This is a genomic window from Chloroflexia bacterium SDU3-3 (genome assembly GCA_009268125.1).
Lineage (GTDB): Bacteria > Chloroflexota > Chloroflexia > Chloroflexales > Roseiflexaceae > SDU3-3.
Window position 1 is genome coordinate 64,954 of record WBOU01000012.1, and the last position, 26,287, is coordinate 91,240.

Annotated in this window: 23 protein-coding genes; 15 read left to right on the forward strand and 8 right to left on the reverse strand. The window is 67.7% G+C overall.

Features of this window, described 5'->3' with window-relative positions:
• Positions 1-22: 22 nt before the first annotated feature.
• From ilvC to F8S13_18905, 15 genes are all read left to right on the forward strand, one after another.
• Positions 23-1,045, forward strand: coding sequence for a ketol-acid reductoisomerase (ilvC, locus tag F8S13_18835; GenBank protein ID KAB8141463.1), 1,023 nt, complete (start codon positions 23-25; stop codon positions 1,043-1,045).
• A 72-nt stretch (positions 1,046-1,117) separates the two neighbouring features.
• A complete protein-coding gene (locus F8S13_18840; protein KAB8141464.1) occupies positions 1,118-2,797 on the forward strand; it encodes a 2-isopropylmalate synthase in 1,680 nt (559 codons plus the stop codon).
• A 57-nt stretch (positions 2,798-2,854) separates the two neighbouring features.
• Positions 2,855-3,712 (forward strand): prephenate dehydratase, encoded by an 858-nt coding sequence (pheA, locus tag F8S13_18845; protein ID KAB8141465.1) that lies wholly within the window; start codon positions 2,855-2,857, stop codon positions 3,710-3,712.
• A gap of 129 nt (positions 3,713-3,841) precedes the next feature.
• A complete protein-coding gene (locus F8S13_18850; protein ID KAB8141466.1) occupies positions 3,842-5,449 on the forward strand; it encodes a citramalate synthase in 1,608 nt (535 codons plus the stop codon).
• Between the two features lie 13 nt (positions 5,450-5,462).
• A complete protein-coding gene (locus F8S13_18855) occupies positions 5,463-6,383 on the forward strand; it encodes a branched-chain amino acid transaminase (protein KAB8141467.1) in 921 nt (306 codons plus the stop codon).
• A gap of 22 nt (positions 6,384-6,405) precedes the next feature.
• Positions 6,406-7,830, forward strand: coding sequence for a 3-isopropylmalate dehydratase large subunit (leuC, locus tag F8S13_18860; GenBank protein ID KAB8141468.1), 1,425 nt, complete (start codon positions 6,406-6,408; stop codon positions 7,828-7,830).
• 34 nt (positions 7,831-7,864) lie between these two features.
• The gene (gene leuD / locus F8S13_18865) at positions 7,865-8,473 is read left to right on the forward strand and encodes a 3-isopropylmalate dehydratase small subunit (GenBank protein KAB8141469.1); all 609 of its coding nucleotides are present in this window, start codon (positions 7,865-7,867) and stop codon (positions 8,471-8,473) included.
• A 72-nt stretch (positions 8,474-8,545) separates the two neighbouring features.
• Positions 8,546-9,037: a YqhA family protein gene (locus F8S13_18870; GenBank protein KAB8141470.1), complete on the forward strand. Its 492-nt coding sequence runs from the start codon at positions 8,546-8,548 to the stop codon at positions 9,035-9,037.
• 72 nt (positions 9,038-9,109) lie between these two features.
• Positions 9,110-10,219 carry a 3-isopropylmalate dehydrogenase gene (leuB, locus tag F8S13_18875; protein ID KAB8141471.1) on the forward strand — a complete coding sequence of 370 codons (1,110 nt, stop codon included), beginning with the start codon at positions 9,110-9,112 and terminating at the stop codon, positions 10,217-10,219.
• Positions 10,220-10,312: 93 nt separating this feature from the next.
• Positions 10,313-11,167, forward strand: a complete 855-nt coding sequence (gene purU, locus F8S13_18880) for a formyltetrahydrofolate deformylase (protein KAB8141472.1) — start codon at positions 10,313-10,315, stop codon at positions 11,165-11,167.
• Between the two features lie 3 nt (positions 11,168-11,170).
• Positions 11,171-12,040: a hypothetical protein gene (locus tag F8S13_18885; GenBank protein ID KAB8141473.1), complete on the forward strand. Its 870-nt coding sequence runs from the start codon at positions 11,171-11,173 to the stop codon at positions 12,038-12,040.
• The gene (locus F8S13_18890; GenBank protein ID KAB8141474.1) at positions 12,041-13,234 is read left to right on the forward strand and encodes a glycosyltransferase; all 1,194 of its coding nucleotides are present in this window, start codon (positions 12,041-12,043) and stop codon (positions 13,232-13,234) included.
• A gap of 1,054 nt (positions 13,235-14,288) precedes the next feature.
• Positions 14,289-15,236, forward strand: a complete 948-nt coding sequence (locus tag F8S13_18895) for a glycosyltransferase (protein KAB8141475.1) — start codon at positions 14,289-14,291, stop codon at positions 15,234-15,236.
• A gap of 291 nt (positions 15,237-15,527) precedes the next feature.
• A complete protein-coding gene (locus tag F8S13_18900) occupies positions 15,528-16,271 on the forward strand; it encodes a twitching motility protein PilT (GenBank protein ID KAB8141476.1) in 744 nt (247 codons plus the stop codon).
• A 5-nt stretch (positions 16,272-16,276) separates the two neighbouring features.
• Positions 16,277-17,389: a glycosyltransferase family 4 protein gene (locus tag F8S13_18905; GenBank protein KAB8141477.1), complete on the forward strand. Its 1,113-nt coding sequence runs from the start codon at positions 16,277-16,279 to the stop codon at positions 17,387-17,389.
• A gap of 861 nt (positions 17,390-18,250) precedes the next feature.
• Here the strand turns inward: F8S13_18905 and F8S13_18910 are convergent.
• The 8 genes from F8S13_18910 to rpoD form a co-directional block, all read right to left on the reverse strand.
• Positions 18,251-19,237, reverse strand: a complete 987-nt coding sequence (locus tag F8S13_18910; protein ID KAB8141478.1) for an NAD(P)/FAD-dependent oxidoreductase — start codon at positions 19,235-19,237, stop codon at positions 18,251-18,253.
• A gap of 77 nt (positions 19,238-19,314) precedes the next feature.
• Complete coding sequence (locus tag F8S13_18915; protein ID KAB8141479.1) at positions 19,315-19,731, reverse strand: Rrf2 family transcriptional regulator; 417 nt, start codon at positions 19,729-19,731, stop codon at positions 19,315-19,317.
• A gap of 302 nt (positions 19,732-20,033) precedes the next feature.
• A complete protein-coding gene (locus tag F8S13_18920; protein KAB8141480.1) occupies positions 20,034-20,492 on the reverse strand; it encodes a hypothetical protein in 459 nt (152 codons plus the stop codon).
• Between the two features lie 26 nt (positions 20,493-20,518).
• Positions 20,519-21,160, reverse strand: a complete 642-nt coding sequence (locus F8S13_18925; GenBank protein ID KAB8141481.1) for a response regulator transcription factor — start codon at positions 21,158-21,160, stop codon at positions 20,519-20,521.
• A gap of 32 nt (positions 21,161-21,192) precedes the next feature.
• On the reverse strand, positions 21,193-23,439 hold the full coding sequence (locus tag F8S13_18930; protein KAB8141560.1) for a GAF domain-containing protein: 2,247 nt from the start codon (positions 23,437-23,439) through the stop codon (positions 21,193-21,195).
• Between the two features lie 251 nt (positions 23,440-23,690).
• Entirely contained in the window at positions 23,691-24,470 is a 780-nt protein-coding gene (locus F8S13_18935; GenBank protein KAB8141482.1) for a segregation/condensation protein A, read from the reverse strand.
• A gap of 13 nt (positions 24,471-24,483) precedes the next feature.
• Positions 24,484-25,035: a hypothetical protein gene (locus tag F8S13_18940; GenBank protein ID KAB8141483.1), complete on the reverse strand. Its 552-nt coding sequence runs from the start codon at positions 25,033-25,035 to the stop codon at positions 24,484-24,486.
• Between the two features lie 54 nt (positions 25,036-25,089).
• Positions 25,090-26,235, reverse strand: a complete 1,146-nt coding sequence (gene rpoD / locus F8S13_18945) for an RNA polymerase sigma factor RpoD (protein KAB8141484.1) — start codon at positions 26,233-26,235, stop codon at positions 25,090-25,092.
• Positions 26,236-26,287: the final 52 nt, after the last annotated feature.

The following is a 26,287-nucleotide window of genomic DNA, read 5'->3' on the forward strand; positions in this document are numbered from 1 at the left end:
GATTACGAGGAACAAACAACACATGGCACAGCTCTACTATGACAACCAGGCCGATCTGGATCGCCTGAAGGGCAAGACCGTCGCTATCATCGGGTTCGGCAGCCAGGGTCACGCGCACGCGCAGAACCTGAAGGACAGCGGCGTAGATGTGGTGGTTGGCCTCTACGACGGCTCGAAGAGCTGGGCCAAGGCCGAGGCGGCTGGCCTGAAGGTGGCCACCGTGGCCGAGGCCACCAAGGCCGCCGACTTTATCATGGTGCTCACGCCCGACACCCAGCAGGCCGAGCTCTACCACAAGGACATCGAGCCGAACCTGGCCCCCGGCAAGACGCTGATGTTCGCGCATGGCTTCAACATCCGCTACGGCCAGATCGTGGCCCCCGAGGGCGTGGACGTGAGCATGGTGGCCCCCAAGGCCCCCGGCCACCGCGTGCGCGGCGTCTACACCCAGGGCGGCGGCGTTCCGGCGCTGGTGGCCGTGCACCAGGATGCCTCGGGCAACGCCTTCGCCAACGCGCTGGCCTACGCCAAGGGCATCGGCTCGACCAAGGCGGGCGTGCTTGAGACGACCTTCTCGGAGGAGACCGAGACCGACCTGTTCGGCGAGCAGGCCGTGCTGTGCGGCGGCGTCTCGGCGCTGGTGAAGGCGGGCTTCGAGACTCTGGTCGAGGCGGGCTACCAGCCCGAGGTGGCCTACTTCGAGTGCATGCACGAGCTGAAGCTGATCGTCGACCTGTTCTACCAGGGCGGCCTGAACTACATGCGCTACTCGGTGTCGGACACCGCCGAGTGGGGCGACTACGTGGCTGGCCCGCAGATCATCAACGAGCAGACCCGCGCGGCCATGAAGCACCTGCTGTCCGACATCCAGTCGGGCGCGTTCGCCGAGACCTGGATCGAGGAGAACCACACCGGCCGACCGACGTTCAACGCCCGCCGCCAGGCCGACGTGAACCACCAGATCGAGCAGGTTGGCCGCGATCTTCGCCGCATGATGACCTTTGTCGAGGCGAAGGAAGTAACGCCGGGCGCTGGCGGGGCCTAGTCACACCGGGCTGCGGGCGGCGGCTGAGATCCTGCTTAGCCGCCACACCGCCGCTCGCAGGAGCAGAAATTCATGGAACCTCAGGGAACAGACTACGTTCGTATCTTTGATACGACGCTGCGGGATGGTGAGCAGGCGCCTGGCTGCACAATGTCGCTCGAGGAGAAGCTCGAGATGGCGCGGCAGCTGCGGCGCCTGGGTGTAGATATTATCGAGGCCGGGTTCCCCGCCGCCTCCCCCGGCGACTGGGCGGCGGTCCACCAGATCGCCCAGGAGGTCGGCACGCCTGACGGTCCCGTGATCGCGGCCCTGGCGCGGGCGGTGAAGGAGGACATCCACAAAGCCTGGACGGCCATCCAGCCCGCCGCCAAGAAGCGCATCCACACCTTTATCAACGCGTCCGACATCCAGATCGAGTACCAGCTGCGCTCCACCCGCGAGGAGGTGCTGAAGCGTGGCCGCGAGATGGTGCGCTACGCCCGCTCGCTCTGCGAGGATGTTGAGTTCTCGCCCATGGACGCCACCCGCGCCGATGTGCCCTTTATGTTCGACCTGCTGGCCGCCGCCATCGAGGAGGGCGCGACCACGCTGAACATCCCCGACACGGTCGGCTACTCCACCCCCGAGGAGTACGCCGCGCTGATCGCTGACATCCGCGCCAAGGTGCCCGGCGCGAAGGACTGTGTCATCTCGGTGCACTGCCACGATGACCTGGGCATGGCCGTGGCCAACAGCCTGGCCGGGGTGCGCGCTGGCGCGCGGCAGATCGAGTGCACGCTGAATGGCATCGGCGAGCGCGCGGGCAACGCCTCCCTGGAGGAGGTGGTGATGGCCCTGCACACCCGCAAGCAGTTCTTCGGCGTCGAGACCCACATCAATACCCGCGAGATCGCCCGATCGAGCAAGCTGCTCTCCACCACCATCGCGCTGCCGGTGCCGCCGAACAAGGCGGTGGTCGGCGCGAACGCCTTCGCCCACGAGTCCGGCATCCATCAGGACGGCGTGCTGAAAAACCGCCTGACCTACGAGATCATGAGCGCCGAGACGGTGGGCCTGGATGGCAACGAGCTGGTGCTGGGCAAGCACAGCGGACGCCACGCCTTCCGCGCCAAGCTGGTGGCCATGGGCCACGAGTTCGAGAGCGAGGACGAGTTCCAGCGGCTGTTCGAGCGCTTCAAGGAGCTGTGCGACCGCAAGAAGCATGTGGATGATCGCGACATCGAGGCGCTGATCTCCAGCGAGGCGCAGCACACCCCCGAGGTCTACAAGCTGACCCACGTGCAGGTGACGAGCGGCACAGGCGTGACGCCGGTGGCCACCGTGACCCTGGTGGGGCCGGATGGCGAGACCAAGATCGACAGCGCGCACGGCGCAGGCCCGGTGGATGCGATCTACCGCGCGATCGACCGCGTGGTGCAGCGCCCCAACGAGCTGATCGAGTTCGCGATCAACGCCATCACCGAGGGCATGGATGCGGTGGCCGAGGTCTCGGTGCGGCTGCGCGACACGCGCCCCGCCGAGCAGCCGCAGGCCGAGCAGCCGGGCGTGTTCAGCAAGCGCCGCGAGCAGGTGTTCAACGGCTACGGCGTCAACACCGACACGCTGGTGGCCGCCGCCGAGGCCTACATGGGCGCGCTGAACAAGATGCTCGCCGCCCGCCAGCAGCGGATCAGCGCCGAGGAGGCGGCCTACGCCGCAGGCTACGATCAGAACTCGCCAAGCTACGCCGTAGACACCTTCGGAGGCAAGTGAGGCTAGTGGAACGCGCGCCAGACGGCGCGCATTCTGCTTTTTCTCCTTTGGAATGCTATGCAGACGATAGCCTACCTTGGCCCGCCCGGCACCTTTAGCGAGATGGCAGCCCTCGCGGTCGGCGACGCCGACACCCAGTATCTGCCGCTGGCCAGCATCCCCGCCGTCGTCACCGCGATCGAGACGGGCGCGGCCACGCTGGGCATGCTGCCGATCGAGAACGTGCTAGAGGGCAGCGTCACCACCACGCTCGACCTGCTGATCCACGAGACCGACCTGCGGATCGCGGGCGAGACGGTCATCCCCATTCGCCACAACCTGGTGAGCCGCGCGGGCGTGGCCCTGCCGCAGATCAAGGTGCTGTACGCCCACCCGCAGTCGCTGGGCCAGTGCCGCCGGTTTGTGGAGCGCTGCCTGCCTGGCGTGGCCACGGTGGCCTCGCTCTCGAACAGCGCTGCCCCCGCCGAGGCTCTGGCCGACGAGCGCCCGGCGGCGGCCATCTCCACTGTGCGCGCCGCCGATCTGGTGGGCGCGCATATCCTGGCCCGCGACATCCAAGATCGCGCCAGCAACGTTACCCGCTTTATCGCGCTGCGCGGCGAGGATGCCCAGCCCAGCGGCGATGACAAGACCAGCTTCTGCTTCGGCTTCGACAAAGAGGACCGGGCGGGGTCGCTGGTGGAGGCGCTGCAGGAGCTGGCGCTGGCGGGCATTAACATGACCAAGCTGGAGTCGCGGCCCTCGAAAGAGGTGCTGGGCCAGTACATCTTCCTTGTGGATATCAACGGCCACCGCGAGGAGCCGCACGTCGCCGCCGCGCTCACGCGGCTGCGGGCGCGCACCGGCTTCTTCAAGGTGCTTGGCAGCTACCCAGTGTGGCGCGACCGCCGCGCCCAGCGCCCAGTGAAGCAATGAGCGAGAGTATGCTTGCAGAACACGAGGTGGTATCGGCAGTAGGGCGCGGCAGCGCAGCCCTGCTGCCTGTGATTTGCACTGTTCGTTAGAATGAGAAGAGCGTGCTGTTTTGGTGTGAAATGGTGAAAGATGAATGGAGAACGAGCAGTGCAAGTCTTTCTGTATGATACGACCCTACGCGACGGTACCCAGCGCGAGGGCCTCTCGCTGTCGGCTGAGGATAAGGTGAAGATCGCCCGCGAGCTTGACGCGTTTGGTATCCACTACATCGAGGGCGGCTGGCCCGGCTCGAACCCCAAGGATGCCGAGTTCTTCCGCCGCATCCGCGAGCGCCCGCTGGCCCACGCCAAGGTGACGGCCTTCGGCAGCACGCGCCACGCCAAGAACACCTGCGAGAGCGACCCCAACATCCAGGCCCTGGTGGAGGCGCAGACGCCGGTGGTGACTCTGGTGGGTAAAAGCTCCACGCTGCACGTCGAGAAGGTGCTGGAGACCACGCTGGATGAGAACCTCAAGATGATCTCGGACAGCGTGGCCTACTTCAAGCAGCTTGGCAAAGAGGTGACGTATGATGCCGAGCACTTCTTCGACGGCTACAAGCTCGACCCCGAGTACACCCTGGCCACTATCGCCGCCGCCGCCCAGGCCGGTGCCGACTGCATCACGCTCTGCGACACCAACGGCGGCACCATGCCCCACGAGGTCAGCGAGATCGTGCGCCACGCCATGGCGGTGGTGGAGGCGCATGGCCGCACGCCGCAGTTTGGCATCCACACCCACAACGATGGCGCGATGGCCGTGGCCAACGCCATCGCGGCGGTGCAGGCGGGCTGCGTGCAGGTGCAGGGCACTATCAACGGCTACGGCGAGCGCTGTGGTAACATGGACCTGATCCCGGTGATCGCCAACCTGCAGCTGAAGCTGGGCTACGAGTGCGTGCCCGAGCAGAACCTGCGGCGGCTCTCCGAGCTTTCGCACTTTGTGGCCGCCGTGGCCAACCTGAACCCCGACACCCACGCGCCCTACGTGGGGCGCAGCGCCTTCGCCCACAAGGGCGGCATCCACGTGGCGGCGATCGCCAAGGTGGCGTCCAGCTACCAGCACATCGAGCCGGAGCTGGTGGGTAACGAGCTGCGGGTGGTGGTCAGCGAGCTTTCCGGGCGCGGCAACGTGCGCATGCGCGCCGAGTCGCTGGGCCTGAAGCTGAACGGCAACGAGCGCGCCGTGCTGCAGCGCATGAAGGATCTGGAGAGCCGGGGCTTCCAGTTCGAGGCCGCCGAAGGCTCGTTCGAGATGCTGGTGCGCCGCGCCTCGGATGACTACCTGGCCCCGTTCGAGCCGCTCGACTTCACGGTGGTGATCGAGAAGCGTGGCGATAGCGAGGTGGTCTCGCAGGCGATCGTCAAGATCCGGGTCAATGGCGAGGTGATGCACACAGTGGCCGAGGGCCACGGCCCGGTGAACGCCATGGATGGCGCGATGCGCAAGGCGCTGCTGCCGCACTACCCCGAGCTGGCCGATGTGCACCTGGTGGACTATAAGGTGCGGATCATCGACGAGCATCTGGGCACGGCGGCCAAGCCGCGTGTGCTGATCGAGTCGGCGCGCGGCGACGAGCGCTGGTCGACCGTGGGCTGCTCGGAGAACATTATTGAGGCCAGCTGGCAGGCGCTCTGGGATAGCCTGGAGCTGCCGCTGCTGCGGGCGCGGCAGGCCGCAGCCCACGTGCAGGAATAGGAGAGACTGAACTATGCCGATGAATGCGACCAAGTATATCTGGTTCAATGGCTCGCTGGTGCCCTGGGAGCAGGCCACAGTGCACGTGATGACCCACGCGCTGCACTACGGCTCCTCGGTGTTCGAGGGCGTGCGGGCCTACAGCACCCCCAGCGGCCCGGCGATCTTTCGGCTGAAGCCGCACACCCGCCGCCTGTTCGACTCGGCCAAGATCTACCGCATGGAGCCAGCCTTCACGCAGGACCAGATCAACGAGGCCTGCAAGACGGTGGTGCGCGAGAACGGCCTGAAGAGCGCCTACCTGCGCCCGCTGATCTGGCGCGGCTACGGCGAGGTGGGCGTGTTCCCGCTGAAGAACCCCGTCGAGGTGATGGTGGCGGCGGTGGAGTGGGGCGCGTACCTGGGCGAGGAGGCGCTGGAGAACGGCGTGGATGTGGGCGTCTCGTCGTGGACGCGGCTGGCCCCCAACACCATCCCCACGATGGCCAAGGCAGGCGGCAACTACCTCTCGTCGCAGCTGATCGTGATGGAGGCCGTGCGCAACGGCTACAGCGAGGGCATCTCGCTCGACATCAACGGCATGATCTCCGAAGGCTCGGGCGAGAACCTGTTCCTCATCCGCGACGGTATCATCTACACCCCGCCGATCACGGCGGCCACGCTGCCCGGCATCACCCGCGACAGCGTGCTGACCCTGGCCAAGCACCTTGGCTACGAGGTGCGCGAGCAGAACCTGCCGCGCGAGCTGCTCTACCTGGCCGACGAGCTGTTCTTCACCGGCACCGCCGCCGAGATCTCGCCCATCCGCTCGGTCGATGGCGTGACCATCGGCGCGGGCAAGCGCGGCCCGATCACCACCGCCCTGCAGCAGGCCTTCTTTGGCCTGTTCAGCGGCGAGACCGAGGACCGCTGGGGCTGGCTGGACTACGTATAACAAACAACGGGAGAATCGAACCATGACCGCACCTCGCACCCTCTTCGAGAAGATATGGGATGCCCACACCGTCCGGGCGCAGACAGCCGAGACCCCGGCGGTGCTCTATATCGACCTGCACCTCATCCACGAGGTCACCTCGCCCCAGGCCTTCACCGAGCTGCGCGCGCGCGGCCTGAAGGTGCGCCGCCCCTCGCAGACCATGGCCACCATGGACCACTCGACGCCGACCACGCCGCGCAACGCCCAGGGTATCATCCCCGTGCTGGATGCGCAGGGCGCGGCCCAGCTGGAGCAGCTGGAGCGCAACTGCCAGGAGTTCGGCATCCCGCTGTACAAGCTGGGCACCCAGAACCAGGGCATCGTGCATGTGATCGGGCCGGAGCAGGGCCTGACTCAGCCGGGCATGACCATTGTCTGCGGCGACTCGCACACCTCCACCCACGGCGCGTTCGGCGCGCTGGCCTTCGGCATCGGCACTTCCGAGGTGGCGCACGTGCTGGCCACCCAGTGCCTCATTCAGTCGAAGCCCAAGACTATGGAGATCCGCGTGGACGGGCGGCTGGCCAAGGGCGTAACGGCCAAGGACATCATCCTGGCGATCATCGCCAAGATCGGCGTGGGCGGCGGCACCGGCTACGTGTTCGAGTACACCGGCGAGGCCATCCGCGCCCTCTCGATGGAGGAGCGCCTGACGATCTGCAACATGTCGATCGAGGGCGGCGCGCGCGCGGGCCTGATCGCCCCCGACGAGACCACCATCGAGTACGTGAAGGGCCGCCCCTTCGCCCCCCAGGGCGAGGAGTGGGAGAAGGCCGTGGCCTACTGGCGCACGCTGCCATCCGACCCGGGCGCGACCTACGATGCCCAGGTGGTGATCGACGCCAACGAGCTGACGCCCATGATTACCTACGGCACCAACCCCGGCATGGGCATGCCGATCACCGGCAGTATCCCCACGGTGGAGGAGCTGAGCGACCCGGCCCAGCGCACCGGCCTGGATAAGGCGCTGCGCTACATGGGCCTGCAGCAGGGCCAGAAGCTGCTGGGCCAGAAGATCAACATGGTCTTCCTCGGCTCGTGCACCAACTCGCGCATCAGCGACCTGCGCGAGGCCGCCAAGCTGCTTAAGGGCCACAAGGTGGCTAGCGGCGTGCGCATGATGGTGGTGCCCGGCTCACAGCAGGTCAAGCGCCAGGCCGAGGCCGAGGGCCTGCACGAGATCTTCCGCGAGGCCGGTGCCGAGTGGCGCGAGGCTGGCTGCAGCGCCTGCCTGGCCATGAACGGCGACATGGTGCCCTCGGGCGAGTACTGCGTCTCGACCTCGAACCGCAACTTCGAGGGCCGCCAAGGCCCCGGCAGCCGCACCTTCCTGGCCAGCCCGGTGACGGCGGTCGCCTCGGCGATCAACGGCGCTGTGACCGACCCGCGCGAGCTTCTGAGCTAGTTTGAACTGCGCCCTGGGCGCTGGGAGTAGACATATGGAATCTATCACGACGTTTGAGGCGAAGATCGCGGCGCTGCCGGTGAGCGACATCGACACCGACCAGATCATCCCCGCCCGCTTCCTGAAGACCACCAACAAGGCTGGCCTGGGCGACGGCCTGTTCTCCGACTGGCGCTACAACGCCGACGGCACGCCCAAGCCCGACTTCGTGCTGAACCGCCCCGATGTGCAGGGCGCGCAGGTGCTGATCGCGGGCAACAACTTCGGCTGCGGCTCCTCGCGCGAGCACGCGCCGTGGGCGCTCACCGGCTATGGCTTCAAGGCTGTGGTCAGCACCTTCTTCGCCGACATCTTCAAGTCCAACGCGCTGAAGAACGGCCTGGTGCCGATCGTGGTCGATGAGGACACGCTCTACCAGCTGTTCAGCCTGTTCGAGGAAGACCCCAGCACCACAGTGGTGGTGGACATCCCCAACCAGGCGCTGGTGCTGCCCGGCGGCCAGACCGTGAAGTTCCCGATCGACCCCTTCGCCAAGCACTGCCTGGTGCACGGCGTGGACCAGATGGGCTTCCTGCTGAACGAGGACTCCGCGATCAGCGAGTTTGAGTCCGCCCGGACGCCACGCGTGCAGACGGTGGCCTAGCAGCTATGGCCGCGCGGAGGCCCCAGGGGCGACCCTGCGGGCCTTCGTGATGCCGAGGAGCAACATGAGTCTATGGTTGGTCGGGTTGTTGGGGCGAGCCGCTACCTGCTGATCGTGGCAGTGATCTGCCTGTTCGCCGCCGCGCTGGCGCTGCTGATCTTCGGTGCGTACGAGACGTACCACCTGCTGAGCGCCCTGCTCACATCCGCCATCGCCTCGGGCGAGGCCAAGAAGCTGATCCTGGCCTGCATCGAGCTGGCCGACCTGTTCCTGCTGGCCACGGTGCTCTATATCACGGCGGCGGGCCTCTACGAGCTGTTCATCGACGACAAGCTGCCGCTGCTGCCATCCTGGCTGGTCATCCACGATCTGGACGACCTGAAGAGCAAGCTGATCGGCGTGGTGGTGGTGGTGCTGGGCGTGCTGTTCCTGGGCCAGGTGGTCTCGTGGGATGGCTCGCGCGACCTGCTGGGCTACGGCGCGGCCATCGCCCTGATGATCGGCGCGCTGACCTACTTCCTCGCGCAGAACCACAAGCACGACGAGGACAAGAAGGCCGAGTGATCTGTGGGCGCGCTGCGCCCTTCTTTTTTGCCCGCGCTGCGGCGCGGCCCTTTGTGAGAATCGAGCGACACTATGCATGCGAATATTGCACTTCTCCCCGGCGACGGCATCGGCCCCGAGGTGGTTGCCGAGGGCGTGCGGGTGCTGGATGCCGTGGCGGCCCGCTTCGGCCATGCCTTCGAGACCCAGAGCGCCCTGATCGGCGGCTGCGCCATCGATGCCCAGGGCACCGCGCTGCCCGCCGAGACCGTGGCGCTCTGCCAGGCCGCCGACGCGGTGCTGCTGGGCGCGGTGGGCGGCCCCAAGTGGGATGACCCCAACGCCAAGGTGCGCCCCGAGCAGGGCCTGCTGGGCATCCGCAAGGCCCTGGGCCTGTTTGCCAACCTGCGCCCGGTGGCCATCCGCCCCGAGCTAGTGGCCGCATCGCCGCTGCGCCCCGAGCGCCTGGCGGGCGTGGACATGCTGGTGGTGCGCGAGCTGACCGGCGGCAGCTACTTTGGCGAGAAGCGCCGCGAGCAGCTGCCCGACGGCAGCGAGTCGGCGCTGGATGCCTGCGTGTACACCACCGCCGAGATCGAGCGCGTGGTGCGCGCCGCCGCCGAGATGGCCCGCGCGCGGCGCGGCAAGCTCACCTCGGTCGATAAGGCCAACGTGATGGAGACCTCGCGCCTGTGGCGCAGCGTGACCACCCGCGTGATGCGCGAGGAGTACCCGGATGTGCAGCTCGACCACATCCTGGTGGATGCCTGCGCGATGTACCTGATCAGCCGCCCGGCCAGTTTCGACGTGATCGTCACCGAGAACATGTTCGGCGACATCCTGACCGACGAGGCATCCATGCTGGCCGGGTCGATGGGCATGCTGCCCTCGGCCTCGCTCGGCTCGGGTAAGCGCACCGGGGCCGACGGCAGCGAGACGGCCATGGGCCTCTACGAGCCGATCCACGGCTCGGCCCCCGACATCGCGGGCAAGGGCATCGCCAACCCGCTGGCCACCATCCTCAGCACCGCGCTGCTGCTGCGCTACTCGCTGGGGCTGGAGGCCGAGGCCAAGGCGGTGGAGGATGCTGTCAACGCCGTGCTGGCCGATGGCGTGGTGACGGGCGATGTGGCCGCGCCAGGGGCCAAGAGCTACAGCACCACCGAGGTGGGCGCTGCGGTGGTGGCCCGCCTGAGCGCGTAGCTGCGCTGAACGGCTCGATCGAACCGAGGTGCCTCTGGCGGCCAGCGCGCGCTGGCCGCCAGAGGCACACGATTGTGTTTAGAAGGGTTTCTCATGAGCGACTCCGCAATCCTGCTTATCTCCTGCCCCGACCGCAAGGGCATCGTCGCGGGCGTGGCCGACTTTCTCTACAGCCACAACGCCAACATCCTGCACGCCGACCAGCACCAGGATGCCGCGCTCGACCTGTTTTTTATGCGCGTCGAGTGGGCGCTGGATGACTTCGCGCTGGATCTGGACGCCTTCCCCGCCCAGTTCGCGCCGCTGGCCGAGCGCTTCCAGATGCGCTGGCGGCTCGCGCGGTCGAGCCAGCCCACCCGCATGGCCCTGTTCGTCTCGCGCTACACCCACTGCCTGGCCGATCTGCTCTACCGCGCCCACAGCGGCGAGCTGAACTGCAGCATCCCGCTGATCATCGGCAACTCGCGCGAGGGCGAGGAGCTGGCCACCTTCTACCGCGTGCCGTTCTTCCACATCCCGGTGACGGCCCAGACCAAGGCCGAGGCCGAGGCGCGCCAGCAGGCCCTGCTGGATGAGCACGGCGTCGACCTGATCGTGCTGGCCCGCTACATGCAGATCCTCTCGCCCGAGTTCGTGGCGCGCTACACACGCCGGATCATCAACGTGCACCACTCGTTTCTGCCGGCGTTCAGCGGGGCCAGGCCCTACCAGCGGGCCTTCGAGCGCGGCGTGAAGCTGATCGGCGCGACCAGCCACTATGTGACCGACGAGCTTGACGAGGGGCCGATTATCGAGCAAGATGTGGCCCGCGTGACCCACCGCAACCAGGTCGAGGATCTAGTGCGCAAGGGCCGCGACCTGGAGAATCTAGTGCTGGCGCGGGCCGTGCGCTGGCACACCGAGCACCGCATCGTGGTGTTCGCCAACAAGACTGTGGTCTTCGACTAGCCTATGCATCTCGCCTCGCTTGCCGACCTGCCGCCCGCCGCGTTTCAGGCCGTGATCATCAATGTGAACACGCGGGCGGTGGCCACCCTGGCCCTGCTCAGCGCGCTGCGCTACGCGGGCATGCCCGTGCTGCTGATCGACTGCGAGTCGACCGACGGTAGCTGGGCGCACTTCAGCGCGCTCATGAGCCAGCATCGCTTCGAAATGCTGTCGGCCCCGCTCAAGGCCCACGGCGACACGCTGAACTGGCTGTTCCAGCACATCCCCGCCCGCCGCGTGCTGCTGATCGACTCCGACCTAGAGCTGCTGGATGCCGAGCTGGTGCGCCAGATGTGCGCGGCGGCCCAGGCCGAGCGCGCCATGGGCAGCGGCAGCATCCAGTGCGGCGTGTGGATGACCGCCCAGCGCCAGCCCTTCGCGTGGTACGAGGAGCGCCCGTGGGTGCCGCTGACGCTGCTGGATGTGGCCGCCATGCGCGAGGCGCTGGCCAGCGGCCTGTCGTTCCGCGCCCGCGTCGAGCTGAACGAGTTCCCGCCCTCGCCGCTGATCTCGCGCCTGCTGATCAAGCGCTTCCGCCTGCCGCTGGTGCGCCGCCTGCGCCTGTCCTGGCTGGATGTGTTCCGCCGCGACTTTGGCGGCAAAAAGCCAGCCTATGTGATGTACGACACCGCCGCCGAGATCTACCAGCACCTGCTGGGGCGCGGCTACACCTTCGCCGATCTCTCCGCCGCGTTCGACCCGCTGCCGGTGCGCCACTACCACGGCGTCACGCGGCTGCTGCTGAACGCCCGCGACCGCAATGGCGCGTCGCTGGCCCAGATCGCGCCCGAGATCGACGCCCGCCTGCGCGATGAGTACGGGGTGGTCTGCTAGATGCCAAGCCTGACGCTGCTCACCCCCTTCCCGCCCAACCCGCCCCACGCTGGCGGCACCGCGCATATCTTCCAGCTCTCGCGGCAGCTGGCCCACGCCTACGATCTGTCGCTCTACACCCTGGCCGATGCGCCCGCCGAGGTGCGCTGGGGGCCGATGGCCCAGTGGTGCGCCGACGCGCGGGCCTTCCCGCGCGGGCGTGGCGCGGCCCCTGGCCTGCGGCCCGCATCCCCCGCCGACCCGCCCGCCGCCCGCCAGGACCGCTCGCCCGCCCTGGCCGCATTTCTGCGCGAGCGCTGGCGGGACGCGCCGCCGGATGTGGTGCAGCTGGAGTTCAGCACCATGGCCCAGTACGCGCCGCTGGCCCGCGCCGCCGGGGCCTTGGCCGTCTGCACCGCGCACAACGTGGCCTTCCTAGCCCAGCTGCGCCGCGCCCGCCAGGAGCGCGACATGCTGCTGCGCATGCGGCGTTTCGCGGGGGCGCTGAGCCTGTGGCAGTACGAGCTGCGCGCGCTGCGCTGGTGCGACCTGGTGCTGACCCTCAGCGAGGTGGACGCCGCCGCGCTGCGCCGCTGGCTGCCGCGCCTGCCGGTGGCCTATGTGCCCTCGGGCATCGACCTGGGCGCGTGGCCGCCCTGCTTCAGCCCGCAGCGCGAGGGCGAGGTGCTGTTCGTGGGCAACTACGCCCACCCGCCCAACGCCGAGGGCGCGCTGTGGCTGGCCCGCGAGGTCTGGCCGCTGGTGCGCCGCGCCTGCCCCGCCGCCCGCCTCACGCTGGCCGGTCGCGCGCCCTCCCCCGCCATCCAGGCCCTGGCCGCCGCCGACGTGCGCGTGCCCGGCACGGTGGACGACCTACGCCCGCTCTACGCCAGCGCCAGTGCGGTGGTGGCCCCGATCTTCTGGGGCAGCGGGGTGCGCATCAAGCTGCTGGAGGCGCTGGCCTGCGGCGTGCCTGTGGTCACCACCGCGCTGGCCGCCGAGGGCATCGCCCTGGCCCACGGCGAGAGCGCGCTGTTCGCCGAGACCCCCGAGGCCTTCGCCGCCGCCATCGTGCGGCTGCTGGCCGACCCGCAGCTGCGCGCCCACATCGGCGCGGGCGGTCGCGCCGTGGCCGAGCGCGACTACGACTGGGCGCAGATCGGGCGGCGGCTGGTTGGCATGTACGCCGCGCTGCGCGGACAGGGCGAGCGCTAACCACGAAAACCTATTAACCACGAAGACACGAAGGCGCGAAGGGGAGAAAGAGGCCAATACCTCGAAGGCGCGAAGGGGAGAAAGAACCGATTTACCACCAAGACACGAAGGCGCAAAGGGGACAAAAGGGGCAGGAAATGGAGTCAACCCTACCCACCCGGCCCATGCGGCGAAGGTGCCGGTATAGTTTTGATGGCCATATGCACGAACACCAGCGGCCAGCGCTCAGCACGGGAACGCTCAAAATTGGGGGTTCGAAGGGGGCATCGCCCCCTCGCGGGGTTCACAGGGGCTGGCCCCTGTGCGCCGCCCGCGTAGGGCATCCACCCACCGAACACGTACCACCGCTATCGCTGATGGGAAACACCTCGAAAAAGTGACACCATGTGAGAGGTACCGCCCCCTCGCGGGGCTCACAGGGGCTGGCCCCCTCACATGGTGTCACTTTTATGGTTTTCTGAGGCATTTTGACGAAAAGGTGCGTTGCCGTTGATTCGTCAGGGTGCGCCTTCGTGGAATAGTGGGTGTTCTTGGATGGTGGTGGATGCCCTGTGCGGGCGGCACCACGGGCTCCGCGCCCTTGGAACCCCGCCAGGGGCATCGCCCCTTGGAACCCCAATTTGTAGCATTCCTATGCCGAAATCAAGCAGCTCATGTTCGTGCATAGGGCCAGCAAAACATCACCGGCACCTTCGCCGCATGGGAGCGGTGGGCTGGTATGCTGCGATCATGGGTTAGCGCGAATGATGCGTAGGGAGCGCTTTTGGAAGATGTGATCCTTTGTGTATAGTCTGGCACGCCATCTTGCTCGCTTTGTCGCATTCAGAAGCCGCGCCTACAAAAGTGACACCATGTGAGGGCTGGCCCCTGTGCGCCGCCCGCGCAGGGCACACACCCAGCGCAAAAGAGGAACCCTCATCATCGAAGCCGCAGCAGGTCAGACCGACCTCCACATAGCCCCCACATGATCGAGTCCGCAGCCAGCCGGACCGATCTGTTTTCCTTTGTGCCCGTGGTAAACAGTACCCTTAGAGCCTTGGTGTCTTGGCGGTGAATTGGTTCCCTTCGCGCCTTCGCCGCCGCCCCGCTGTGGTACAATGCGCCCATCCTGCTAGCTAGAGAGCGACAGAACGTGCCCGCCAACCCCAACCCGCCCGCCGTGGCCGTCGTCATCCCCTCGCTGGATGGCCAGGTCGAGCCGCTGCTGGCCAGCATCCGCGCCCAGACCGTGCAGCCCGCCGAGGTGGTGGTCTCGCAGGGCGTGCGGCCCAACGGCAAGGCCCGCAACCAGGGCGTCGCCCGCACCAGCGCGCCTATCCTCGTGTTCGTCGACGACGACGCCGTGCTGGGCGACCCCCACGTGATCGAGCGGCTGGTCGCCCCGCTGCTGGCCGACCCCACCATCGGCGTCACCGGCGCGTCCAAGCTGCTGCCGCCCGACGCGCCGCCCTTCCAGCGCTGGGCCGCCCGCGAGGTGGCCCGCGTGGTCCACCCCGTGGTCGAGGCACCGCTGGAGACCAACCCCGACCCGCCCTCGTTCTACTCGGAGATCACCACCACCTGCTGCGCCATGCGCCGCGCCGTGTTCGACGAGGCGGGCGGCTTCGACGACGGCCTGCTGCGCGGCGTGGACACCGAGTTCTTCGTGCGGGTGCGGCGGCTGCCCCCGGCCTACCGCTTCGTGCTGGTGCCGCGCTGCTGGGCCTACCACCCTGCCCCGGCCAGCTTCGCCAAGCTCATGCGCAAGCAGTTCCTCTACGGCGTGGGCGCGGCCCAGGAGGTGCGGCGCGACCCCAGCCGCGCGCGCGGGCGCTACTTCCACACCCCGCTGCACGCCCTGGCCTTCCTGCTGCTGCGCACCGCCGTGGTGCTGCCCAACATCTTCCTGCCCTACTCCTACGCCGCGCCCTTGTGGCGGCCCGGCTTCAAGCCGCTCAAGGCGCTCGCCTCCTACGCCAGCGCGCTGGGCTACGTGTGGGGCTGGTACCGCCAGCGCGGCTAAACGTTTACCACCAAGACACCAAGGGAGTAGGGAAGAGAGAGCTGTAGGCAATGCTTCCAGCATTCGCGTCTCTGGCGGTAGTCCTTCTCCTCAGGGCAGGTGCGCTGGGCAGGCCCGCGCTACAGGTAGCTAGATTGTCCCCCTTCGCGCCCTCGCGTCTTCGTGGTATTCGTCTCGTGTGTTCTCTTGGAGCCTTGGAGCCTTGGTGGTAAATGGGTTCTCTTCGCGCCTTCGTGGTAAACGGTCCCCCGCCGTGAAAAAAGAGCGTGATTCTGCTATACTGCCCCCACTATGATACATGCAACTGTGCGCTTCCATGGCGAGCTAAACGACTTCCTGCCGCGCGCCCGCCGCAATGCCGAGATCCCCTACCAGTCCGATGGCAAGGTCTCGATCAAAGACGTCGTCGAGTCGCTGGGCGTGCCGCACACCGAGATCGAGGCACTGGTGGTCGGCGGCCAGTCGGTCGATCTCCAGTTCGTGCTCACCGAGGACACCCGCGCCGAGGTCTACCCGCTGGCGATGGCCCCATCCATCCCGCATGTGCCCCTGCGCCCGCCCATCCCCACGCCGCGCCGCTTCGTGCTGGACACCCACCTGGGCACGCTGGCATCCTACCTGCGCATGTTCGGCTTCGACACGCTCTACCGCAACGACTACGACGACGACGAGCTGGCCCAGGTGGCCGACGAGGAAAACCGCATTCTGCTGACCCGCGACCGTGGCCTGCTGAAGCGCGGGCGCGTGCTGTTCGGCTACTTCGTGCGCGAGACCGACCCGCAGCGCCAGATCGCCGAGATCGTGGGGCGCTACAGCCTGCAGGCCTCGATCGAGACCCTGCGCCGCTGCATCCGCTGCAACGGGCTGCTGCGCCCGGTCAGCAAAGAGTCGATCCTCGACCGACTTGCGCCCAAGACGGCGGCCTACTACAGCGAGTTCAGCCTGTGCGACAGCTGCGACCAGATCTACTGGCGCGGATCGCACTACGAGCACATGCGCAACTTCATCGATACGCTGCTGCGCGGGCAGGCCTAGCCCCTATGCGCATCGCCCTGGATGCCCGCTGCGTGGCCGATCACTTCCCCGGCATTGGCCGCTACGTGTACAACTTGGCCCGCGCCCTGGCCGAGCTGGGCGCGGGCCATCGGCTGCTGCTCATCCACAGCCCGGCCCTGCCTAACACCCGCCACGACATGCGCGCCCTGGCCGCGCTGCCCGGCGTCGAGCTGGTGCCGACCGATGCGCGGCTGTTCCGCCCCGGCGAGCAGCTGGCCATCCCCGCGCTGCTGCGGCGGCTGCGCCCCGACATCTACCACGCGCCCTACTACATCCGGCCCTACGCCCCGCTGCCCTGCCCCAGCGTCACCACGCTCTACGACGCCATCCCGCACATCTTCCCGCGCGAGGTCTCGCCCAGGGCGCGGCTGCTGTTCGGGGCGCTCACGCGGCTGGCCGCCCGCTCCTCGCACCGCATCATCACCATCTCGGCCAGCGCCCGCCACGACCTGTGCGCAGCCTACGGCATCGACCCTAGCCGCATCACCGTCACGCCGCTGGCCGCCGACGCCCGCTTCTGCCCCGACCCGCCGCAGGCCGAGGCCGCGCTGGCCCGCTACGGCCTGCGCCCCGGCTACCTGCTTGCGGTTGGCTCGAACAAGCCCCACAAGAACCTGCCGCTGCTGGTGGAATCCTACGCCACACTGGGCGACGATGCGCCGCCGCTGGTGCTGGCCGGGCATTGGGATGCCCGCTACCCCCAGGCCCGCGAGGCCGCCGCCCGCCTGGGCATTTCCCAGCGTGTGCGCTTCCTCAGCGGTGTGGCCGAGGCCGACCTGCCCGCGCTCTACGCCGGGGCCGCCGTTTTTGCCTTCCCCTCGCGCTACGAGGGCTTCGGCCTGCCCCCGCTGGAGGCCATGGCCTGCGGCACGCCGGTGGTGTGCGGCGCAGTCTCCAGCCTGCCCGAGGTGGTGGGCGATGCGGCCCTCCTTGTGCGCCCGCTTGCCGCCGAGCCGCTGGCCCAGGCCCTGCACGATCTGCTGGCATCCCCCGAGCAGCGCGCCCAGCTGCGCCAGCGCGGGCTCGCCCAGGCCGCCAGCTTCACCTGGGAATCTACCGCCCGCCGCACCCTTGCGCTCTACGAGCAGCTCGCCTAGCCCATTTTGTTGAAATTTAGCCTTCCCGTGCCACCCGCTGACCGCTGGCCATATGCACGGAGGCCAGCGGTCAGCGGGTGGCACCTTCGCTGGATGGGCGGGGCCGCCTCCTGCACCCCTCGCTGCGCGCATCATCTCCATCGCCCCGCCCGTGCGTCGTTACCCATGGTTCCTCGATGGCGTAAGGGCGGATGTCGTGTTCGCCCACAGCCAACCACCCACCTCGCCCCCGCCCGTGATGCATGCCGTGGACACCAGATCGGCCCTTACACCCGGTGTCGAACATTGCGGTCATCGCCCCCGACACGATGACCGCAATGTTCGACACCGTCGATGCCTCCCCACCCGGCCCATGCGGCGAAGGTGCTGCTATAGTTTTGATGGCCATGTGCACAAACACAAGCAGCCAGCGATCAGCACGGGAACGCCCAACATTGGGGGTTCGAAGGGGGCTACGCCCCCTCGTGGGGTTCCTAGGGGCTAGCCCCTAGGCGCCGCCCGCGTAGGGCATCCACCCACCATCCAAGCACCACCGCTATCACTAATGGGAAACACGTCAAAAGACGAAAATGATCTATCTTCCTGAAGCAGCCGCGCTGCAGGCAGAAGCAGCCACGCTGCAGGCAGAAGCAGCCACGCTGCAGGCAGAAGCAGCCGCGCTGCAGGCAGAAGCAGCCACGCTGCAGGCAGAAGCAGCCGCGCTGCAGGCAGAAGCAGCCACGCTGCAGGCAGAAGCAGCCGCGCTGCAGGCAGAAGCAGCCGCGCTGCAGGCAGAAGCAGCCACGCTGCAGGCAGAAGCAGCCACGCTACAGGCGGATAACACCCAGGGAATGCAGCGCTACCCGCCTACAGCGCCAGCCGCTAGGTGCGTCGGCGCTCGGCCACCGCCTGCGCCGCCTCCTCGGCCACCAGGTCGGCGTTGATCACCGCGCCCACCCGCAGCCCCGCCGCAGCCGCCGTGATCACCTGCGCCATCGGGTCGGCCACGTTGCCCGCCACCCACACCCCGGGCACCGCCGTAGCCCCGGTGGTATCGGCAGCGATGTAGCTGCCCAGGGGGTGCCCGCCCATCTCCAGCGGCGTCGGCTCCAGCCCCAGCGCGCCCAGCAGCCCCGCCCGCGCACTGAAGCGCGGCGCGATCACCAGTGCCTGCCGGGCGATACGCTCGCCCGAGCGCATGCGCACGCCCGACAGCCGGTCGTTCACGATTTCCAGCGCGGCCACCTCGCCAGGGATGATCGCCACGCCGCGCGCCTCCAGCTGCTCGCGCTGCTCGTCGGGCAGGGGCGGCGCGGTGTGGGTGAACAGCGCCACGTCGTCGCTCAGCTGGCGGAACAGCAGTGCCTGGTGTGTCGCCTGCGGCCCCGAGGCCACCACGCCGATGGCCTGGTCGCGCACCTCCCAGCCGTGGCAGTAGGGGCAGTGCAGCACGTCGCGGCCCCAGCGCTCGGCCACGCCGGGGATGTCGGGCAGCTCGTCGACTAGGCCGGTGGCCACCAGCAGGCGGCGGGCCTGGGCCACCGCGCCGTCGGCCAGCTCCACCGCGAAGCCCAGCCGCTCGCCATCCAGGCGGCGCACGCCCCGCACCTGCTGGGCGACGAACTGCCCGCCGTAGCCCGCCACCTCTTCCCGCCCGATAGCCAGCAGCTCGCCAGGCGGCAGGCCGTCGCGCGAGAGGTAGTTGTGCATGTGGCTGGCCGGGGCATTGCGCGGCTGGCCGCCATCCACTACCAGCACCGCGCGCCGCGAGCGGGCAAGGGCCAGCGCGCCGCTCAGCCCCGCCGCGCCCCCGCCGATCACGATCACATCGTAGCGTGCCCCATCTACATAAGGCTGTACTCTCTCCATCTCCTACTCCTCCGTCTGATAGTGATAATTATAGACTCTATTTGTCTGTAATTGCGTGAAAAAAAAGCCGTGCGGTGCTACTCACGCTCGGCGAACCAGTCGGCGGCCTTGCCTACCAGCGACGCCAGCTTGCGGTTGCGCAGGTGCTCCTCAAGCTGCTGCTCAGCCTCGTCCATCACCTGCTGGATCAGGCAGGAATCGTGGTGCAGGCCAGCGTCGCAGCGGAACATCGACTCCTGCCCCTCGACCGCGTGGATCACATCGAGGAAAGAGATCTCGTCGCGGCTCTTGGCCAGCCGATAGCCGCCGTTGACGCCGGGCGAGGACTCGATCAGGCCCGCCTTTACCAGCTTGGTGAGGATCTTGGAGAGGTAGGTGGGCGAGAGCTGCTGGCGCGTGGCCAGCTGCTGGACGCCCGTGGTGGTGCCGTGCGGCTGGGCCACGAAGAAGAGCATGGTGTGCAGCGCGTAGTTTGTCGCCTGAGAATATTTCATCGCGTTGTGCTAATTACAGACTCAATGTATCTATGATAGAAGATCGCAAGCGGTTTGTCAAACCAGTGTGCAGGAGATCATTTTTTGCCCGCCCTGGGCTTATTTTCCACCAGTGATGACGATTGTCTTGGCGAGGTGGATGTGCGCCCTGCGCGGGCGGCATGCTGGAGGTTGGCGTGAGCAGCACCCGAGTTGCATTGGAGAGGCGGGATAGGCTGCTTCCCTGATTTCCAACCCTTATTCCATGCTGCCACAGTGAGGTCCCCGCGCCACTATGGCGTGGGGGCCTCGCTGTGGTGCCGCTAGGGCGTGGGTGTCAGCGTGCTCGTGAGCGTGGCTGTGCCTGTCACCTCGGCGGTGCCAGTGATCGCGGCGGTGGCGGTCAAGATCGGCGTTGCCGCCAGCGTGGCCGTGGGCGTCAGCGTGGCCGTCGCGGGCAGCGTCGGCGTCACATCCGATGGCGGCGGCGAGGGGTAGAACATCAGCGACGGCAGCGGCGTGTAGGTGGCCGTCGGGATGGGCGTGTCGGTGGGAATCGGCGTGTTTGTCGGCGTGCTGGTGGGCGACGGCGTGAAGGTCGCCGTGGCCGTGGGCGTCACCGTGGGCAGCGGCGTGAAGGTGGGCGGCACCACCGTGATCGGCGTGGCGGTGCTAGCCGAGGTGGGCGGCGCGGGGGTGGGTGCCGCTGGCGCGCCAGCGCATGCCGCCAGCAGCAGCGCCAGCAGCAGCGCCGCAGGTTGTCGGGTAAAAAAGCGTTTCACAGCAGCTCGTTGGGCTAGAGAGCGTGCTAATCGACCAGCCGCTGGCGCAGCGCGTAGATCGCGGCCTGCGTGCGGTCGGCCAGATGCAGCTTTGAAAGAATATTCGACACGTGCGTCTTCACCGTCTTCTCGCTGATGATCAGTGTGTCGGCAATCTCTTTATTGCTCTTGCCGCGCGCGATCAGGCGCAGCACGTCCATCTCGCGCTCGGTCAGCTGCTCGACGGGGTTCTCGGCGGGGCGGGGTGTGTTGAACTCGGCCATGAGCTTGCTGGCCACCTCGGGGTGCAGCACAGCCTCGTTGCGCTGGGCGGCGCGGATGGCGCGGGCCAGCTCCTCGGGCTGCACGTCCTTCAGCAGGTACGAGATCGCGCCCGCCTTGATGGCGGGGAAGACCTTGTCGCCATCGGCGAAGGATGTGAGCACGATCACGCGGGTGCTGGGGCTGGCCGCCTTGATCTGGCGGGTGGCCTCGACGCCGTCGATGCCGGGCAGCACCAGATCCTGCAGCACCACATCGGGCAGCAGGTCGCGGGCCAGCTGCACGCCCTCCTCGCCGTTCGAGGCCTCGCCCACCACCTCGATATCGTCCTGTAGCTCCAGAAAATCGCGCAGGCCCTGGCGGACAACGCGGTGGTCATCGACAAGAAGCACTCCAATTTTATCCATAGCCGCTCCTCGGTTTGCGGTTTATCCAAACGCTAGGTGTTGTTCTGCTGTCTGCCGGGCACGCGCAGCAGCAGCTCGGTGCCCTGGCCGGGCTGCGAGCGCATGGTGAGTATGCCGCTCAGCTCGGCGGCGCGCTCGCGCATGCTGATCAGGCCCAGGTGGCGACCGCCGCCCTGCGCCGCCTGCTGGATGTCGAAGCCGCGCCCGTCGTCGGCGATGCGCAGCGTGATCTCATAGGGCTGGGCGTCCAGCTCCACATCCACGGCGCACGCCCCGGCGTGGCGCACCACGTTGTTCAGCGCCTCCTGCACGATCCGGTAGATTGTCTGCTCGACGCCGCGGGTGTTGCGCTCCTCGCCGGAGATCCTCAGGTTAATGGTCAGGCCCTCGCGGTGCTGCAGGCCATCCACGTGCTGCTTGAGCGCGGCGACTAGGCCCTGCTCGTTGAGCGCGGGCGGGCGCAGCTGGAAGATCAGCGAGCGCATCTCTTTCAGAGCGGCGTTGGCGGTCTCCTGCAGGCGCTCAAGCTGCGATGCGGCCCGCGCCGGATTTTTCTCCACCTGGGTGCGGGCGGCCTGGGCGGTGAGCGTCATGCTGAAGAGCTGCTGCGAGATCGAGTCGTGCAGGTCTCGGGCGATCCGGCTGCGCTCTTCGAGCACGGCGGCCTCCTGGGCGCGCTGGTAGAGCCGCGCGTTCTCGATCGCGCTGGCCAGCACGTCGGCGGCGGTTTTGAGCACCGCCATGTCCTCCTGCGTGAAGGCGGCCACGTGGCGTGACTCCAGGTTGAGCAGGGCCAGCACCCGCCCGCTCACGCGGATGGGCACGCAGAGCGCGGCGCGGGTCTCCTCCATGCTGTAGCGCATCAGGTCGGGCTGCAGCTGCACATCATCCACGCGCACCGGCTGGCCGCTGTTGAAGGCCTGGCCCAGCGCGCCCTCGTGGATGGGCTGGCGGTGGTCGTTGATGTGGGCCAGTTTGCCCGCCTGGGCCACCAGCTGCAGCTCCTGCAGCTCCTCATCCACAGTGTACATTTCCACATGCCAGTAGCCGAAGCCCTGCTGGATCTGGGCGGTGACCGCCGTGAGGATGCGCTCGAGGTCGAGGGTGGAGACGGCGATGCGGGCGATCGCGTTGAGCACGGTCAGCTGCTCGTTGCGCCGCGCCACCTGCTCGGCCAGGTGCTGGCCCTCTTGGTAGAGCCGCGCGCTGGCGATCGGGCCGCCGATCTGGGCCGCCACCGCCTCCAGCAGGTCGACATCCTCGTAGGTGAAGGCGTGCACCTGGTCGGACTCGACGTTCAGCGTGCCGATGATCTGCCCGCCGCTGCGCAGCGGCACGGCGATGTACGAGCGGATGAATCGGTTGGTGCCGATGTCGCTGGCGGCTGGCTCGATGCGGTGCTCGTTTAGCGTATCGTTGGAGAGGAAGGGCAGGCCGTGCTGGGCAACCCAGCCGCAGATCCCCTGGCCCACGCCCAGCCGCACGTGGCGGGCCTCGGAGTCGATATGGCCGATCGCCGCCACGATCTCTAGCTCGCCCGCGCTGTTCAGCAGGGCCACGCTGCCGCCGTGGAACGCCAGGCCGAGCCGCTCGACCGTGCGCGCCAGGATGATGTCGAGGTCGAGCGTGTTGCCCACGTCGCGGCCAAGCTCGGCCAGCAGCTGCTCCTTGGCCAGCAGGCGTGCGGCGCGGCCCGCCAGGCGGGCGTTCTCCAGCGCTAGGCTGGCCTGCCTGCCCAGCACCTCCAGCAGCTGCAGCCGCGCCGGGTCCAGCCCGCCCACGCGCTCGGGCTGCACGTAGATCGCGCCGATCAGGCGCTCGCCGCGCCCGCGCAGCGGCACCAGCAGCACGCCGTCGCCCACCAGATCGGCGTGGTCGTGGCTCAGCGCGATCATGTCCTCCTCGCCAAAGGGCGCGGGGATGTGGTAGAGGCCGTTGTAGCGGAAGCGGGCCTGGAACAGCGCCTGGTAGTAGGCGGGCGCGGTGGCCTTGTGCTTGAGCTTGGCGATCTGCTCGCTCGGGATGCCGGCGTAGGCGCAGGCCTCAAGGTCGTCGGTGTCGGCGTTGCGCAGCCGCACGCACACCTGGGGGTAGCCCAGCACCATGTGGATGGCGTCGGCCACCTCCTGCAGCAGCGCCTCGGGCGTGATCTCGGCGCTGGTGTGCCCGCCCAGCGCGAGCAGGTCGCCGAGCGGCAGGGCGCGGGCGAGGTCGGCGGTGTAGGCGTCGGCCTTGCCGAGCGGCGGCTCTGGCGGTGGGTTGTTCCTGCGGATGTCCATAGCCATGTATTATACCAGAGCCTTTTGCAGCGGCATACCCACCCTTTGCCCTATCAGCGCCTCTGTGTTCTTGACTCACTGAAGATTTTTTACCACGAAGACGCGAAGGCCCGAAGGCTTGTATCTTTATTGTTTGAATCTTTGAGCCTTCGTGGTCCTTGGCTCCCTTTTCCGTGGTGTCTTGGAGTCTTGGTGGTACAAGAATCGGCGCTCTATCGAGAACGCATACCCGCCTTGCCCTCTGTGGGCCGCTAGGCCGCGCCGATCCCTAGCTCGTGGATGGGGCCTTGCCCCAGGTTCTGGCCGCGCCCCACCATGATCGGCCCGAACAGCTCGCGCTGCTCGACCATGATCGCCCGCCGCTTCAGCAGCTCCAGCACCGTCCACAGCGCCACCACCACCTCCACCCGCGTGGTGGTGATCGAGAGCAGGTCTTCAAAGTCGAGCCACTCGCGCTCGGCCAGCTTGGCCTCGATCCGCGCGGCCATCTCGGGCACGGTGATGATCTTGGGGGCGGGCACGGCCACGGTCGGCTCGTCCAGCGGCAGCACCAGCTGCAGGCGGCGCTGGATGGCGGACAGCATGTCGCCTAGCGTGGCGTCCAGGCGGTCGGGTGTGGGCAGCGCGGGCAGCGCGGGGGCGGCCTGGCGCGTGTAGCTGCGCAGCCCGCTCTCCTGCAGGGTGCGCAGCAGCTCGGCGGCCTGCTTGAAGCGCTGGTACTCGCGCAGCTGGCGCACCAGATCCTCGGCGTCGTCCACCGCCTCGCCGCTGGCCTTGGCGGCGGGGCGCGGCAGCAGCGCCCGCGACTTGATTAGCAGCAGGCGCGCGGCGATCACCAGGAAGGCCGAGAGTGACGCGGGGTTGGGCGCGTCCATGCCGCGCACGTGGGCCAGGTACTGGTCGGCCACCTGCGCCAGCGCGATAGTGGTGATGTCCAGCTCCTCGCGCTCGATCAGGCGCAGCAGCAGATCCAGCGGGCCTTCAAAGCTGCCTGCCTGAAAGGTGTAGTCGATCGGCTCGGTGATAAGCATGGCGCTCTCTCAGCTAGTTGCGGTCGTCGGCCCAGGCCAGCGCGGCGGCGGCGGGCGTGGGCCGGTGCTCGGCGTAGTCGCGCAGGATGGCCACCACCTGCGCATCGCAGCCCGCCGCCTCGGCCAGCTGGGCGCTGCGCCGCTCGTGGCTGCTGTGGGTGGCGAAGGGCCGCAGCGGCCCGCGCCCATACGCGGCGGCGCGGGTGTAGAGCGCGGGCGCGACGCGCTTGAGTATGACAAATAGGCCGTAGTAGAGCAGCGGGATGCCGTGCCCCTGCTCGTCAACCTTGCCCGTATCATGGATGAGCGCCGCGGTCAGCAGCGCCGGGTCGCGGTGTGCGCATGCCACCAGGGTCTGGTAGACATCGAGGCAGTGCCGCTGGTCGAAGCGCGGCATGCGCTCGAAAAGCGCACGCTCGGCAGGGCGGAGCCGCCGCACCAGATCAGCCCGCTCCGCCGAGCTGATCTGCCCGGCGATGGCGCGGCGCAGCTGGTAGATTCGATAGCGGATCTTGGAGAGACCGCGCGCAGAGGGATCGTTCAGGTGCGCCCTCGCTAATGACATAAAAAAAGCGCACAGCCGCGATCATGCAGATCGCAGCCGTGCGCTGGGGCTTCTCTAGTCGAGGTAGCCGCGCAGCTTCTTGCCCAGGTGCGGGTGGCGCAGCTTGCGCAGGGCCACCGCCTCGATCTGGCGGATGCGCTCGCGGGTGATGCCGAACTCCACGCCGACCTCCTCAAGCGTGCGGTAGCGGCCATCCTTCAGGCCGTAGCGCAGCTGGATGATCTTGCGCTCGCGCTCGGGCAGCTTCTGCAGCACCTCCTCGATCTGCTCGCGCAGCATGGTGGCGGCGGCGGCGTCGGCGGGGGCCGAGATGCGGTCGTCCTCGATGAAGTCGCCCATGCGGCCCTCACCCTCCTGCCCCACCGGCATCTCAAGCGAGAGCGGGTGCATCGAGGCCTCCAGGGTGCGGCGCACCTTGCCGGCGTTCACGCCCATGGCCGACGCGATCTCCTCGGGGGTTGGCTCGCGCTGCATCGCCTGCTGGAGCTTGTGCGAGGCGCGCTTCACCTGGCTGATCGCCTCGCCCATGTGCACGGGCAGGCGGATGGTGCGGCTCTGGTCTGCAATGGCGCGGGTGATCGCCTGGCGGATCCACCATGTGGCATAGGTAGAAAATTTATGGCCCTTGGTATAGTCAAATTTCTCAACGGCGCGCATCAGGCCGATATTGCCCTCCTGCACCAGATCCATCATCGTAAGGCCATACGAGGTATATTTTTTCGCAATCGAAACGACAAGTCGCAGGTTTGCCTGGATCAGATGCTGCCGCGCGTCATTTCCGCGCTCGATCGCGGTGCGCAGCATAAACTCTTCCTGGCGCGTTTCAAAGCTGTTGCTATCGAGTTTTTTCTGAGCCTCGTCGCCCGATTCCATCTGTTTGGCCAGCGTCACTTCCTGCTCGGCAGAAAGCAGCGGAACCTGACCGATCTCCTGGAGATACATGCGTACGGGGTCATCGAGGGCAATATCGGTAAAGTCGGGGATCTCGGCGAGGAGATCTTCGTCGCTCACTGTGTTGTCGCTCAGGTCGGCGTCAACATCGGCGGCGTTTTCCACCACGCGGATGCCCTCGGCTTGGAGGGCGGCGTAGAGCTGATCGACATCAGCAACATGGTTTTCTGGCTGTGGGAGCGCTTCGAGGATGTCGTTGTAAGTTAGGTACCCCTGGCTCCTGGCTACGCCTAGCAGTTGCTCAACCATCTGTACCCACTCCTCCTGCGAGGCAGCTCCGCTGGGGAGCACTTTTTCCAGT